Annotated in this window: 9 protein-coding genes; 3 read left to right on the top strand and 6 right to left on the bottom strand. The window is 62.6% G+C overall.

Translation table 11 applies throughout. From position 1 onward, the window contains the following. Positions 1-123: 123 nt before the first annotated feature. Positions 124-2,496, bottom strand: coding sequence for a phosphoenolpyruvate synthase (gene ppsA / locus GCU53_RS22535; RefSeq protein ID WP_152389572.1), 2,373 nt, complete (start codon positions 2,494-2,496; stop codon positions 124-126). Between the two features lie 159 nt (positions 2,497-2,655). On the opposite strand from ppsA, the gene ppsR reads away from it, so the two are divergent. After that, positions 2,656-3,474: a posphoenolpyruvate synthetase regulatory kinase/phosphorylase PpsR gene (gene ppsR / locus GCU53_RS22530; protein ID WP_152389571.1), complete on the top strand. Its 819-nt coding sequence runs from the start codon at positions 2,656-2,658 to the stop codon at positions 3,472-3,474. Positions 3,475-3,741: 267 nt separating this feature from the next. Here ppsR and prpF read toward each other — a convergent pair whose 3' ends face one another. From prpF to GCU53_RS22505, 5 genes are all read right to left on the bottom strand, one after another. After that, a complete protein-coding gene (gene prpF / locus GCU53_RS22525; RefSeq protein WP_152389570.1) occupies positions 3,742-4,935 on the bottom strand; it encodes a 2-methylaconitate cis-trans isomerase PrpF in 1,194 nt (397 codons plus the stop codon). A 115-nt stretch (positions 4,936-5,050) separates the two neighbouring features. Beyond that, on the bottom strand, positions 5,051-7,654 hold the full coding sequence (gene acnD / locus GCU53_RS22520; protein ID WP_152389569.1) for a Fe/S-dependent 2-methylisocitrate dehydratase AcnD: 2,604 nt from the start codon (positions 7,652-7,654) through the stop codon (positions 5,051-5,053). A gap of 1 nt (position 7,655) precedes the next feature. Then, a complete protein-coding gene (gene prpC / locus GCU53_RS22515) occupies positions 7,656-8,819 on the bottom strand; it encodes a bifunctional 2-methylcitrate synthase/citrate synthase (protein ID WP_152389568.1) in 1,164 nt (387 codons plus the stop codon). An 83-nt stretch (positions 8,820-8,902) separates the two neighbouring features. Then, on the bottom strand, positions 8,903-9,787 hold the full coding sequence (prpB, locus tag GCU53_RS22510; RefSeq protein ID WP_152389567.1) for a methylisocitrate lyase: 885 nt from the start codon (positions 9,785-9,787) through the stop codon (positions 8,903-8,905). A 3-nt stretch (positions 9,788-9,790) separates the two neighbouring features. Next, complete coding sequence (locus GCU53_RS22505) at positions 9,791-10,507, bottom strand: GntR family transcriptional regulator (RefSeq protein ID WP_152390022.1); 717 nt, start codon at positions 10,505-10,507, stop codon at positions 9,791-9,793. Positions 10,508-10,781: 274 nt separating this feature from the next. Here GCU53_RS22505 and rloA point away from each other — a divergent pair, with 274 nt between their 5' ends. Further along, positions 10,782-11,318 carry a retropepsin-like aspartic peptidase RloA gene (gene rloA, locus GCU53_RS22500; protein ID WP_152389566.1) on the top strand — a complete coding sequence of 179 codons (537 nt, stop codon included), beginning with the start codon at positions 10,782-10,784 and terminating at the stop codon, positions 11,316-11,318. 5 nt (positions 11,319-11,323) lie between these two features. Next, a complete protein-coding gene (gene rloB, locus GCU53_RS22495) occupies positions 11,324-12,850 on the top strand; it encodes an osmotic stress tolerance membrane protein RloB (RefSeq protein WP_152389565.1) in 1,527 nt (508 codons plus the stop codon). Position 12,851 lies beyond the last annotated feature (1 nt).

Genomic DNA, 12,851 nt, shown 5'->3' with positions numbered 1-12,851 from the left:
GAAATGCCGGGCCAGGCGAAAAAGAACACCCCTGGAGAACGACATACGTCGAATATACAAATTCACAAGCGAAAAGGGTGGGACCATGCCCACCCTTCCTTCGCTCATCGACTCAATCTGGAATCAGTTTCCCAGCCCCTCTGCCAGGAAGAACCAGGTATCCAGTACTGAGTCGGGATTCAACGAGACGCTGTCGATCCCCTGTTCCATCAGCCACTTGGCCAGATCCGGATGATCCGATGGTCCTTGGCCACAGATACCGATGTACTTGCCAGCCTTGTTGCAAGCCTGGATGGCGCTGGACAGCAACTTCTTCACGGCAGCATTCCGCTCGTCGAACAGGTGGGCGACGATGCCCGAGTCGCGGTCCAGGCCCAAGGTCAGTTGGGTCAGGTCGTTGGAGCCGATGGAGAAGCCATCGAAGTACTCGAGGAACTCCTCGGCCAGCAGCGCGTTGGAGGGCAGCTCGCACATCATGATCACGCGCAGGCCATTTTCTCCACGCTTGAGGCCATGGCTTTCCAACAGATCAATGACCTGACTGGCTTCCCCCGGAGTGCGCACGAAGGGAATCATGATCTCGACGTTGCTCAGCCCCATTTCGTTGCGCACCTTCTTGATCGCCCGGCATTCCAGCTCGAAGCAATCACGGAAGGATTCGCTGATATAGCGCGAAGCCCCACGGAAGCCGAGCATCGGGTTCTCTTCTTCCGGCTCGTAGAGCTTGCCGCCGATCAGGTTGGCATACTCGTTGGACTTGAAGTCGGACATGCGCACGATGACCTTCTTCGGCCAGAAGGCTGCAGCCAAGGTGCTGATGCCCTCGACTAGCTTCTCGACATAGAAGCCAACCGGATCGTCGTAACCGGCAATACGTTTCTCGACGCTGTTCTTGACCTCCGGCGGCAGGCTGGCGAAGTTCAGCAATGCCTTGGGATGCACACCGATCATTCGGTTGATGATGAACTCCAGACGAGCCAGGCCCACGCCCTCGTTCGGCAACTGGGCGAAGTCGAAGGCCCGGTCCGGATTGCCGACGTTCATCATGATCTTGAACGGCAGCTGGGGCATGGCATCGATGGAGTTCTTGCGGACGTCGAACCCCAGCTCGCCCTCGAAGATGTAGCCGGTATCGCCTTCGGCACAGGACACGGTCACACCCTGGCCATCCTGCAGCACGGTAGTGGCATTGCCGCAGCCGACGACCGCCGGGATGCCCAGCTCGCGGGCGATGATCGCCGCATGGCAGGTACGCCCGCCACGGTTGGTGACGATGGCGCTGGCGCGCTTCATGATCGGCTCCCAGTCCGGGTCGGTCATGTCGGAAACCAGTACGTCGCCCGGCTGGACTTTGTCCATTTCGGCGATATCGTGGATCACCTTGACAGGTCCGGCGCCGATTCGCTGACCGATGGCACGTCCTTCAACCAGGATATTGCCCTTTTCCTTCAGCAGGTAGCGCTCCATCACGGTGGCACTGTCACGGCTTTTCACCGTTTCCGGACGCGCCTGGACGACATAGAGCCGACCGTCATCGCCGTCCTTGGCCCATTCGATGTCCATCGGCCGTCCGTAGTGCTTCTCGATGACCAGCGCCTGCTTGGCCAGTTCGGTGACCTCGGCGTCGCTGATGCAGAAGCGGGCACGATCCTCGCTGCTCACGTCAACGGTCTTCACCGATTTGCCAGCCTTGGCTTCATCGCCATAGACCATCTTGATCGCCTTGCTGCCCAGATTGCGGCGCAGGATGGCAGGACGCCCGGCCTCGAGGGTCGACTTGTGCACATAGAACTCGTCAGGGTTCACCGCACCCTGGACCACGGTTTCACCGAGACCATAGGCTCCGGTGATGAATACGACCTCACGGAAACCGGACTCGGTATCCAGGGTGAACATCACCCCTGCGGTGCCGGTCTCCGAACGCACCATGCGCTGCACGCCGGCAGACAGAGCGACCAGTTTGTGCTCGAAGCCCTGATGTACCCGATACGCAATGGCCCGATCGTTGAACAGGGAGGCGAAGACCTCCTTCACCGCGCGGATCACGTTGTCCACACCACGGATGTTGAGGAAGGTTTCCTGCTGACCGGCGAAGGAGGCGTCCGGCAGGTCCTCCGCAGTGGCGGAAGAGCGCACTGCCACAGCCAGGTGCTCATTGCCACCCGCCATTTCGGCGAAGGCCCGGCGAATGTCGGCGTCAAGCTGGACGGGCAGGTCGGCTTCCATCACCCACTGGCGAATCTGCGCGCCGGTTTTGGCCAACGCATTCACATCATCTACGTCCAGCGCGTCGAGTGCCGCGTGGATGCGATCGTTCAGACCGCTTTGCTCAAGGAAGTCACGGTAGGCCTGGGCAGTAGTGGCAAAGCCCCCGGGAACGGATACGCCGGCGCCGGACAGGTTGCTGATCATTTCGCCCAGGGATGCGTTTTTGCCCCCTACTCGCTCCACATCATGGACGCCGAGTTTGTCAAGGGAAACTACGTACTCTACCAAGATGAATTCTCCACTAGGGGTTGGGAAGCACAGACAGGACCTTTCCGCACAATTCTGGCTTGCCCCATGAAAATAAGTGACAATATCGGGCAGGATGCCTGGCAATGCCGGGCCTTATCATAGCCTAATTGTCGTCATATTCTTAAGGCCAAGGGCGCCATGAAACGAACCGCTTTCTTCATCTCCGACGGTACCGGTATCACCGCGGAAACCCTTGGCCAGAGCCTGTTGGCGCAATTCGAGAACATCTCCTTCACCAAGCTTACGCGTCCCTACATCGACACGGCGGAGAAAGCGCGCGGCATGGTCCAGCAGATCAACTCTGCGGCAGAGAAGGATGGTGCCCGACCGATCATCTTCGACACCGTCGTCAATCAAGAAATCCGTGACATTCTCGCCAAATCCAACGGCTTCATGATCGACATCTTCTCCACCTTTCTCGCTCCCCTGGAGCATGAGTTGGTCGCCCACTCTTCCTACTCCGTGGGCAAGTCGCACTCCATCAGCCACAACGCTCACTACATGGAGCGAATCGAGGCGGTGAACTTCGCCCTCGACAATGACGACGGGGCCCGCACCCACTACTACGACAAGGCAGATCTGATCCTGCTGGGCGTCTCCCGCAGCGGCAAGACGCCGACCTGCCTGTACATGGCCATGCAGTATGGCATCCGCGCCGCCAATTACCCACTCACGGAGGAAGACATGGAGCGCCTGCAACTGCCGGTGGCGCTGAAACCCTATCGGGAAAAACTGTTCGGCCTGACCATCGACAGCGAGCGACTGGCCGCGATTCGCAATGAACGCAAGCCGAACAGCCGCTATTCCAGCTTCGCCCAGTGCGATTTCGAAGTACGTGAAGTGGAAAGACTGCTGCGACGCGAAAACATCCCCTTCATCAATTCCACCCATTTCTCGGTGGAAGAAATCTCCGCCAAGATTCTTGTCGAGAAGGGCGTCGAGAGACGCCTGAAATAATAGCGTCCCTCGAAGCCTTCGATGTCGGCATCCATATGCGGGAAAGTCGCGCCCCTTGGCTTCCGACTGCTCCATATCGCTTGCCGCTGTCCTCGAAGGTCCGAGCATGTACCGATCGAAGAAGCGACCGATCAGGATGACTTGCGGAACAGTCGGCCTCCTCCATCACCTGAAGAGCTGAACCTGGCGGCAGGCTCGCGAAGCCGGCGCCAGCAGCGGAAGCCTTTTCGCCCGCCACTGGTATCGAGGCTCATTCGGCAGCACGCTTCAGAAAGCATCGCCTGGCACGCGGACCCATCCTTCCATCAGCACGCGGGCGCTGCGGCTCATGATGGCCTTGGTCACCGTCCATTCGCCGTCGGCCAGCCTGGCCTCGGCACCGACACGCAGGGTGCCGGACGGATGGCCGAAACGCACGGCAGTGCGCTCGCCACCACCGGCAGCGAGATTGACCAAGGTGCCCGGAATCGCCGCAGCGGTGCCGATGGCCACAGCGGCAGTGCCCATCATGGCGTGATGCAGCTTGCCCATCGACAGCGCACGCACCAGCAGGTCCACGTCGGAGGTCTGCACCTGCCTGCCGCTGGAGGCGACGTAATCCTTCGGCCTGGCGACGAAAGCGATCTTGGGGGTGTGCTGACGCTTGGCGGCCTCATCGACATTGGCGATCAGCCCCATGCGCAACGCACCGTAGGCACGGATGGTCTCAAACATGGTCAGTGCCTTGGCATCGCCATTGATGGCATCCTGCAGCTCGGTGCCGGTGTAGCCGATGTCCTCGGCGTTGATGAACACGGTGGGAATACCAGCGTTGATCATGGTGGCCTTGAAAGTACCGACACCCGGCACTTCCAGGTCGTCGACCAGGTTGCCGGTAGGGAACATCGAGCCACCGCCCTCGCCTTCGCCCTCGTCGGCCGGGTCGAGGAATTCCAGCTGCACCTCGGCGGCCGGAAAGGTCACCCCGTCCAACTCGAAGTCGCCGGTTTCCTGCACCTCGCCGTTGGTGATCGGCACATGGGCGATGATGGTCTTGCCGATGTTGGCCTGCCAGATGCGCACGGTGCAGATGCCGTTCTGCGGGATGCGGCTGGCGTCTACCAGGCCACCACTGATGGCGAAGGCGCCCACCGCGGCGGACAGGTTGCCGCAATTGCCGGACCAGTCGACGAAGGCGGTGTCGATGGACACCTGACCGAACAGGTAGTCGACGTCGTGATCAGGCCTCTCGGACTTGGCGAGGATCACCGTCTTGCTGGTGCTCGAAGTGGAGCCGCCCATGCCGTCGATCTGCTTGCCGTACGGGTCGGGGCTGCCTATCACCCGCAGCAGCAGCTTGTCGCGGGCCTCACCGGGCACTTGGCAGCTTTCCGGCAGGTCCTGCAGGCGGAAGAATACGCCCTTGCTGGTACCGCCGCGGATGTAGGTGGCGGGAATCTTGATCTGGGGTACGTGAACCATGGGAGTCTCGTCCTCATGAGACCGCGCCGCCGGACGACGGCACGGAGATGGGAATGCTGGCGCCTGCCGGTCTGCCCCGCAGCCGCACGACGCAGGACGGACGACAGGCCGCCGGTCAAGCCTGGCCGAGGAAGTCCTTGGCGAAGCGCTGCAGCACGCCACCGGCTTCGTAGATGGAGACTTCTTCCGCGGTGTCCAGGCGGCAGGTTACCGGCACTTCGACGGTCTCGCCGCTCTTGCGGTGGATGACCAGGATCAGGTCAGCACGCGGCTTGCGCTCGCCAATCACGTCGTAGGTCTCGGTGCCATCGATGCCCAGGGTCTTGCGGTTGACGCCGGCCTTGAACTCCAGCGGCAGCACGCCCATGCCGACCAGGTTGGTGCGGTGGATGCGCTCGAAGCCCTCGGCGGCGATCGCCTCGACACCGGCCAGACGCACGCCCTTGGCGGCCCAGTCACGCGACGAGCCCTGACCGTAGTCGGCACCGGCGATGATGATCAGCGGCTGCTTGCGCTCCATGTAGGTCTCGATGGCTTCCCACATGCGCATGACCTTGCCGTCTGGCTCGACGCGGGCCAGCGACCCCTTCTTCACCTCGCCGTCGACCACGGCCATCTCGTTGACCAGCTGCGGGTTGGCGAAGGTGGCGCGCTGCGCGGTCAGGTGGTCGCCGCGGTGGGTGGCGTAGGAGTTGAAGTCCTCCTCCGGCAGGCCCATCCTGGCCAGGTACTCGCCGGCGGCCGAGTCCGCCAGGATGGCGTTGGACGGCGACAGGTGGTCGGTGGTGATGTTGTCCGGCAGCACCGCCAGCGGACGCATGCCCTTGAGGGTCCGCTCGCCGGCCAGCGCGCCTTCCCAGTACGGCGGACGGCGGATGTAGGTGGACATCGGACGCCAGTCGTACAGCGGGCTCTTGGCCTCTTCCACGGTGCCCAGATCGAACATCGGGATGTAGACCTGCTTGAACTGCTCGGGCTTGACGCAGGAGGCGACGATGGCGTCGATTTCCTCGTCGCTCGGCCACAGATCCTTCAGGGTGACCGGATTGCCGTTCTGGTCGTGGCCCAGCACGTCCTGCTCGATGTCGAAACGCACGGTACCGGCGATGGCATAGGCGACCACCAGCGGCGGCGAGGCCAGGAAGGCCTGCTTGGCGTAGGGATGGATGCGGCCATCGAAGTTGCGGTTGCCGGACAGCACGGCGGTGGCGTACAGGTCGCGGTCGATGATTTCCTGCTGGATCTTCGGATCCAGCGCGCCGGACATGCCGTTGCAGGTGGTGCAGGCGTAGGCGACGATGCCGAAGCCGAGCTTCTCCAGCTCGGGCAGCAGGCCGGCCTCTTCCAGGTACAGCCTGGCGACCTTGGAGCCTGGGGCGAAGGAGCTCTTCACCCACGGCTTGCGCACCAGGCCCAGCGCGTTGGCCTTCTTGGCCAGCAGGCCCGCGGCGACCACGTTGCGCGGGTTGGAAGTATTGGTGCAACTGGTGATGGCGGCGATGATCACCGCGCCATCCGGCAGCAGGCCCTGGGCCTCCTCGGCACGCGCTGCTTCCAGCTTGGCCTCGTCGGCGATGCCACGCTCGTGCAGGGCCGAGGTCGGCAGACGCTTGTGCGGGTTGGACGGACCAGCCATGTTGCGTACCACGCTGGACAGGTCGAACTCCAGCACGCGCTCGTACTCGGCGGTTTCCAGGGCGGTCGCCCACAGGCCGGTGGTCTTGGCGTAGTTCTCGACCAGCGCCACCTGCTCCGGCTCGCGGCCGGTCAGCTTGAGGTAGTCGATGGTCTGCTGGTCGATGTAGAACATCGCCGCGGTGGCGCCATATTCCGGGCACATATTGGAGATGGTCGCGCGGTCGCCGATCGACAGGCTGTCGGCGCCCTCGCCGAAGAACTCGACGTAGGCCCCCACCACGCGCTCCTTGCGCAGGAACTCGGTCAGCGCCAGCACGATGTCGGTGGCGGTGATGCCGGGCTGGCGCTTGCCGGTCAGCTTGACGCCGACGATGTCGGGTAGACGCATCATGGACGCACGGCCGAGCATCACGGTTTCGGCTTCCAGACCGCCGACGCCGATGGCGATCACACCGAGGGCATCGACGTGCGGGGTGTGGCTGTCGGTGCCGACGCAGGTATCCGGGAAGGCGACGCCGCCACGGGCCTGGATCACCGGCGACATCTTCTCCAGGTTGATCTGGTGCATGATGCCGTTGCCGGCCGGGATCACGTCGACGTTCTTGAAGGCGGTCTTGGTCCACTCGATGAAGTGGAAGCGATCCTCGTTGCGACGGTCTTCGACGGCGCGGTTCTTCTCGAAAGCTTCCGGATCGAAACCGGCGTACTCCACGGCCAGCGAGTGGTCGACGATCAGTTGGGTCGGCACCACCGGGTTGACCTTGGCCGGGTCGCCGCCCTGCTCGGCAATCGCATCGCGCAGGCCGGCCAGGTCGACCAGCGCGGTCTGGCCGAGGATGTCGTGGCAGACCACGCGGGCCGGGTACCACGGGAAGTCCAGGTCGCGCTTGCGCTCGATGATCTGCTTCAGCGAGTCGGTCAGCATGGCCGGATCGCAGCGGCGGACCAGCTGCTCCGCCAGTACGCGCGACGTGTAGGGGAGCTTGTCGTAGGCGCCCGGCTGGATGGCTTCGACGGCCGCGCGGGTGTCGAAGTACTCCAGCTGGGTACCGGGCAGGCTCTTGCGGTATTGGGTGTTCATGTTACTTGCGCTCCTTGAGCGGCACGAACTTCAGGTCCTCCGGACCGACGTAGTTGGCGCTCGGACGAATGATCTTGCCGTCGATGCGCTGCTCGATGGCGTGGGCGGCCCAGCCGGAGGTACGGGAGATCACGAACAGCGGGGTGAACATGGCGGTGGGGACACCCATCATGTGGTAGCTGACGGCGCTGAACCAATCCAGGTTGGGGAACATCTTCTTGATCTCCCACATCACGCTCTCGAGGCGCTCGGCGATGTCGAACATCTTGGTGTTGTTCTGCTCGGTGCTGAGTTCGCGGGCGACTTCCTTGATCACCTTGTTGCGCGGGTCGGCGACCGTGTAGACCGGGTGGCCGAAGCCGATCACGACCTCCTTGCGCTCGACGCGGGCGCGGATGTCGGCCTCGGCCTCATCCGGGTTGTCATAGCGCTTCTGGATCTCGAAGGCCACCTCGTTGGCACCGCCATGCTTCGGCCCGCGCAGTGCGCCGATGGCGCCGGTGATGCAGGAGTACATGTCGGAGCCGGTGCCGGCGATCACCCGGGAAGTGAAGGTGGACGCATTGAACTCGTGCTCGGCGTAGAGAATCAGCGAGGTGTGCATGGCGCGCACCCAGGACTCGCGCGGCTTCTCGCCGTGCAGCAGGTGCAGGATGTGACCACCGATGGAGTCGTCATCGGTTTCCACCTCGATGCGCTTGCCGTTGTGGCTGAAGTGGTACCAGTACAGCAGCATGGAGCCCATGGAGGCCATCAGCTTGTCGGCGATATCGCGGGCGCCCGGGTGGTTGTGGTCGTCCTTCTCGGGCGACAGGCAGCCGAGCACGGACACGCCGGTGCGCATCACGTCCATCGGATGGGCGGAGGGCGGCAGCTGCTCGAGGGCGGCCTTCACGCCGGCCGGCAAGCCACGCAAGGACTTGAGCTTGGCCTTGTAGCCAGTCAGCTCGGCGACGTTGGGCAGTTTGCCATGCACCAGCAGGTGGGCGATTTCCTCGAATTCGCAGATAGTGGCAAAGTCGAGAATGTCATAGCCGCGGTAGTGCAGGTCATTGCCGGTGCGACCCACGGTGCACAGGGCGGTATTGCCGGCGGCGGTGCCACTCAGGGCCACGGACTTCTTCGGCTTGAAGCCTACAGTGGTGGTTTCTGCGGTAGCGCTCATCGCTCGTTTCTCCTAATCCGGTTGGATATTTGTCTGTCTTGTTGTCCCCGGAGCCGACGGGCTCGGGTCGGCCCGGTGCCGGGTTACTTCTTGGCTGCGAACAGCGCGTCGAGGTGCTGCTCGAACGCGTGGTAATTGATGCGCTCGTACAGCTCCATGCGGGTCTGCATGGTGTCGATCACGTTCTTCTGGGTCCCGTCGCGGCGCAGTGCGGTATAGACGTTCTCGGCCGCCTTGTTCATGGCGCGGAACGCCGACAGCGGATAGAGCACCAGGGACACGTCGACACTGGCCAGCTCCTCGGTGGTGTACAGCGGCGTGGCACCGAATTCGGTGATGTTGGCCAGGATCGGCGCCTTCACCCGGTCGGCGAAGATCTTGTACATGGACAGTTCGGTGATCGCCTCGGGGAAGATCATGTCGGCACCGGCCTCGATACAGGCTGCGGCACGATCCAGCGCGGAGTTCAGGCCCTCGACCGCCAGCGCGTCGGTACGCGCCATGATCACGAAGCTGTCATCGGTACGGGCATCCACGGCCGCCTTGATCCGATCGACCATTTCCTGCTGGGAAACGATTTCCTTGTTCGGGCGATGACCGCAGCGCTTGGCACCGACCTGGTCTTCGATATGGATGGCGGCTGCACCGAATTTGATCATCGACTTGACGGTACGGGCGACATTGAAGGCCGAGGAGCCGAAGCCGGTATCGACGTCCACCAGCAGCGGCAGGTCGCATACGTCGGTGATGCGGCGCACATCGGTCAGCACGTCGTCCAGACCGGTGATGCCCAGGTCCGGCAAGCCCAGGGAGCCGGCCGCCACACCGCCACCCGACAGGTAGATGGCCTTGAAGCCGGCACGCTTGGCCAGCAGCGCATGGTTGGCATTGATGGCGCCAACCACCTGCAGTGGATGCTCGCTGGCGACGGCATCGCGGAAACGTTGCCCGGCAGACGTCTGAGTCATGACTTACCTCTTTTCATTGGCTGTATTGACCTGAGCGTCCTCGTAGTGACGCTCCATGTTGCGCCGTGATGCGGCGATATGCCGGCGCATCAGCAGCTCGGCCAGTTCGCCGTCGTGGTCGGCGATGGCGTCGAGTATCCGGTGGTGTTCGTTGAAGGCCTGGCGCGGCCGGTTGGGCGTGGAGGAGAACTGGATGCGATACATGCGCACCAGCTGATACATCTCCCCGCAGAGCATGCGCACCAAGGTCTGGTTGCCGCTGCCTTGGATGATCCGGTAGTGGAAGTCGAAATCGCCCTCCTGCTGGTAGTAGCCGACGCCGGCCTGGAAGGCTGCGTCGCGCTCGTGGGTATCCAGCACCCGGCGCAACTCGTCGATACCCGTCTGCGTCATGCGCTCGGCCGCCAGGCAACAGGCCATCCCTTCGAGGGACTCGCGGATTTCGTAAAGCTCGATCAGTTCCTGATGGCTGAGCGAAACCACCCTGGCCCCCACATGAGGCACCCGGACCAGCAGCTTCTGCCCCTCCAGGCGATGGATGGCTTCGCGCAGGGGCCCGCGACTGATGCCATAGATACGGGCCAGCTCAGGCTCGGAAATCTTGCTGCCCGGAGCGATCTCGCCCTTCACGATCGCCGCCTGAATGCGACGGAACACATGTTCGGAGAGCGTCTCGGAATCGCTTGGAAGAGCTTGAGGTGAGGATGGGGTGTCCAGCATATTGTCGACAATCACTATTTTTGTTGCACGGAAAGTAGGCCTGCAAAGCCAGAGTGTCAAATAAATCTTTCAGATTGTCGACAATCGTCGAAGACGAGCACTTCTCCACACCTTTTCCAGAGGCCGGGGGCAAGGGTCTGTCGATGCGGGAAACCCGTGCTAGAATGCGCGCCGCGCGGCAGGCGGCCCTGTCCGTGACCGCCTGCTACCCAGGCGGCAGGATCGCTTGCCAAGCCGCTGCCTTAACTGTCGATCGCTTCCGTCTACAGGACCTATGAGATTCCAACCCCTTGCCCTGCTTTTCTGCCTGCTGTTCATCCCTGGTCTACTTACTGCTGCCGAGAAGACCATCTATGGCCTGAACGAATACGTGTCGCTGCCCGAGATCAAGCTGGAGGTAGCGGCCAAGCTGGATACGGGGGCCGAGACGGCATCGCTCAGCGCTCGCGACATCAGTCGCTTCAAGCGCAACGGTGAGACCTGGGTACGCTTCTACCTGGCCATCGACGACAGCCATTCGCATCCCATCGAACGGCCTCTGGCTCGGGTCAGCAAGATCAAGCGCCGCTCCGGCGACTACGACCCGACGGAAAGCAAGTCCTACACGGCTCGCCCCGTGGTCGAGCTGGACTTCTGCATGGGCGATACCCTGCGCACCATCGAGGTAAACCTGACCGATCGGAGCGCATTCCAATACCCGCTGCTGATCGGCTCCGACGCACTCGCGCGCTTCGGTGCCCTGGTCGACCCGAGCCTTAAATACGCAGCCGGCAAGCCCGGTTGCGCCACCGTCGCAAACTCCGCCGAGTAATACGCATGCGCGCTCTCAACCTGCATCTGAAAATACTGATTGTCCTGCTGGTGTCGGTCGGGGTTCTGGTCACGGCCTATCAGATCTTCGTCCTCGGCATTCCAGTGACCGAAGACGAGACCGACGACCTGTGGAACATCGACGCGCGCGTCGAATTTCAGGCCAACCCCCGCGAGCCGGTGAAAGTGCAGATGTTCGCTCCGCCGCTCAACCAGAACTATGTCAGCCTCAATGAAAGCTTCATCTCCAACAACTATGGCGTGAGCGTCAATCAGGTCGACAACAACCGCCGGGTGACCTGGTCGGCACGACGCACCAGCGGCAAGCAGACCCTCTACTATCGTCTGGCGCTGACCAAGCGCTATACCGGCGACCTGCCCAAGCCCAAGGGCCCGGTATTCCGCGACAGCATCCCGCTGGAGGGCGCCGAGAAGATCGCCGCCGAAGCCCTGCTGGCTCCCATCCGCGAGCATTCGGCCGATGTCGAGACTTTCATCGGCGAGACCATCAAGCGGGTGAACAACCTCAACGACGACAACGTCAAGCTGCTCACCGCCGGCAACACCTCGACTCCGAACCGGGTGCGCATCGTCGAACTCCTGCTGTCCTTCGCCCATGTCCCCATGGAGCGCGTGCACACCCTGCGCCTGATCACCGACCAGGCAGTCAGTCCTGAACTCTGGATTCGCAGCTTCAACGGCGAGAAGTGGCTGTACTTCAACCCCGACACCGGCGAACAGGGACTGCCGGCCGACCGCCTGATCTGGTGGACCGGCGACGAGCCGCTGATCAGTGTGGACGGAGGCAAGCAGGCCAAGGTCAGTTTCACCCTGAACAACAGTGAACTGAACGCCATCGGCCTGGCCAAGATGACCGACCAGAACACCGATGCCGACTTCCTGGAATACACGCTGTACGGCCTGCCCCTGGAAACCCAGCAGACCTATCAGATCATGATCATGATTCCAATCGGCGTGCTGGTGATCCTGGTCCTGCGCAACCTGATCGGCATCCAGACCCTCGGTACCTTCACGCCGGTCCTGATCGCCCTGGCCTTCCGCGAAACCCAGGTGGGCTTCGGCATCATTCTCTTCACCCTGATCACCGCGCTGGGCCTGTCGCTGCGCTCCTACCTGGAGCACCTCAAGCTGCAGATGCTGCCGCGCCTGTCGGTGGTGCTGACCTTCGTGGTAGTGCTGATCGCCGTCATCAGCCTGCTCAGCCACAAGCTCGGCCTCGAGCGTGGTCTGTCCGTGTCCCTGTTCCCGATGGTGATCCTGACCATGACCATCGAGCGCCTGTCGATCACTTGGGAAGAGCGCGGCGGTGGCCATGCCTTCAAGGTCGCCCTGGGTACCATCATCGCCGCCTCGCTGGCCCACCTGCTGATGAACATTCCGGAACTGACCTACTTCATCTTCACCTTCCCGACGGTACTGCTGATCCTGGTGGGCTTCATGCTGGCGATGGGTCGCTACCGCGGCTACCGCCTGACCGAGCTGTTCCGCTTCAAGGCCTTCCTGAAGGAATGAG

This window comes from Azotobacter salinestris (genome assembly GCF_009363155.1).
Lineage (GTDB): Bacteria > Pseudomonadota > Gammaproteobacteria > Pseudomonadales > Pseudomonadaceae > Azotobacter > Azotobacter salinestris.
The sequence above is the reverse complement of the archived record's forward strand: the minus strand, read 5'-3'. Positions and strand labels throughout refer to the sequence as shown.

What these genes read in the sequence shown, in the direction of transcription:
- ppsR (WP_152389571.1), top strand. Translation starts at nt 2,656, where the DNA reads ATGAAACGAACCGCTTTCTTCATCTCCGACGGTACCGGTATCACCGCG.
- prpF (WP_152389570.1), bottom strand. Translation starts at nt 4,935, where the DNA reads ATGGTTCACGTACCCCAGATCAAGATTCCCGCCACCTACATCCGCGGC.
- acnD (WP_152389569.1), bottom strand. Translation starts at nt 7,654, where the DNA reads ATGAACACCCAATACCGCAAGAGCCTGCCCGGTACCCAGCTGGAGTAC.
- prpC (WP_152389568.1), bottom strand. Translation starts at nt 8,819, where the DNA reads ATGAGCGCTACCGCAGAAACCACCACTGTAGGCTTCAAGCCGAAGAAG.
- prpB (WP_152389567.1), bottom strand. Translation starts at nt 9,787, where the DNA reads ATGACTCAGACGTCTGCCGGGCAACGTTTCCGCGATGCCGTCGCCAGC.
- GCU53_RS22505 (WP_152390022.1), bottom strand. Translation starts at nt 10,507, where the DNA reads ATGCTGGACACCCCATCCTCACCTCAAGCTCTTCCAAGCGATTCCGAG.
- rloA (WP_152389566.1), top strand. Translation starts at nt 10,782, where the DNA reads ATGAGATTCCAACCCCTTGCCCTGCTTTTCTGCCTGCTGTTCATCCCT.
- rloB (WP_152389565.1), top strand. Translation starts at nt 11,324, where the DNA reads ATGCGCGCTCTCAACCTGCATCTGAAAATACTGATTGTCCTGCTGGTG.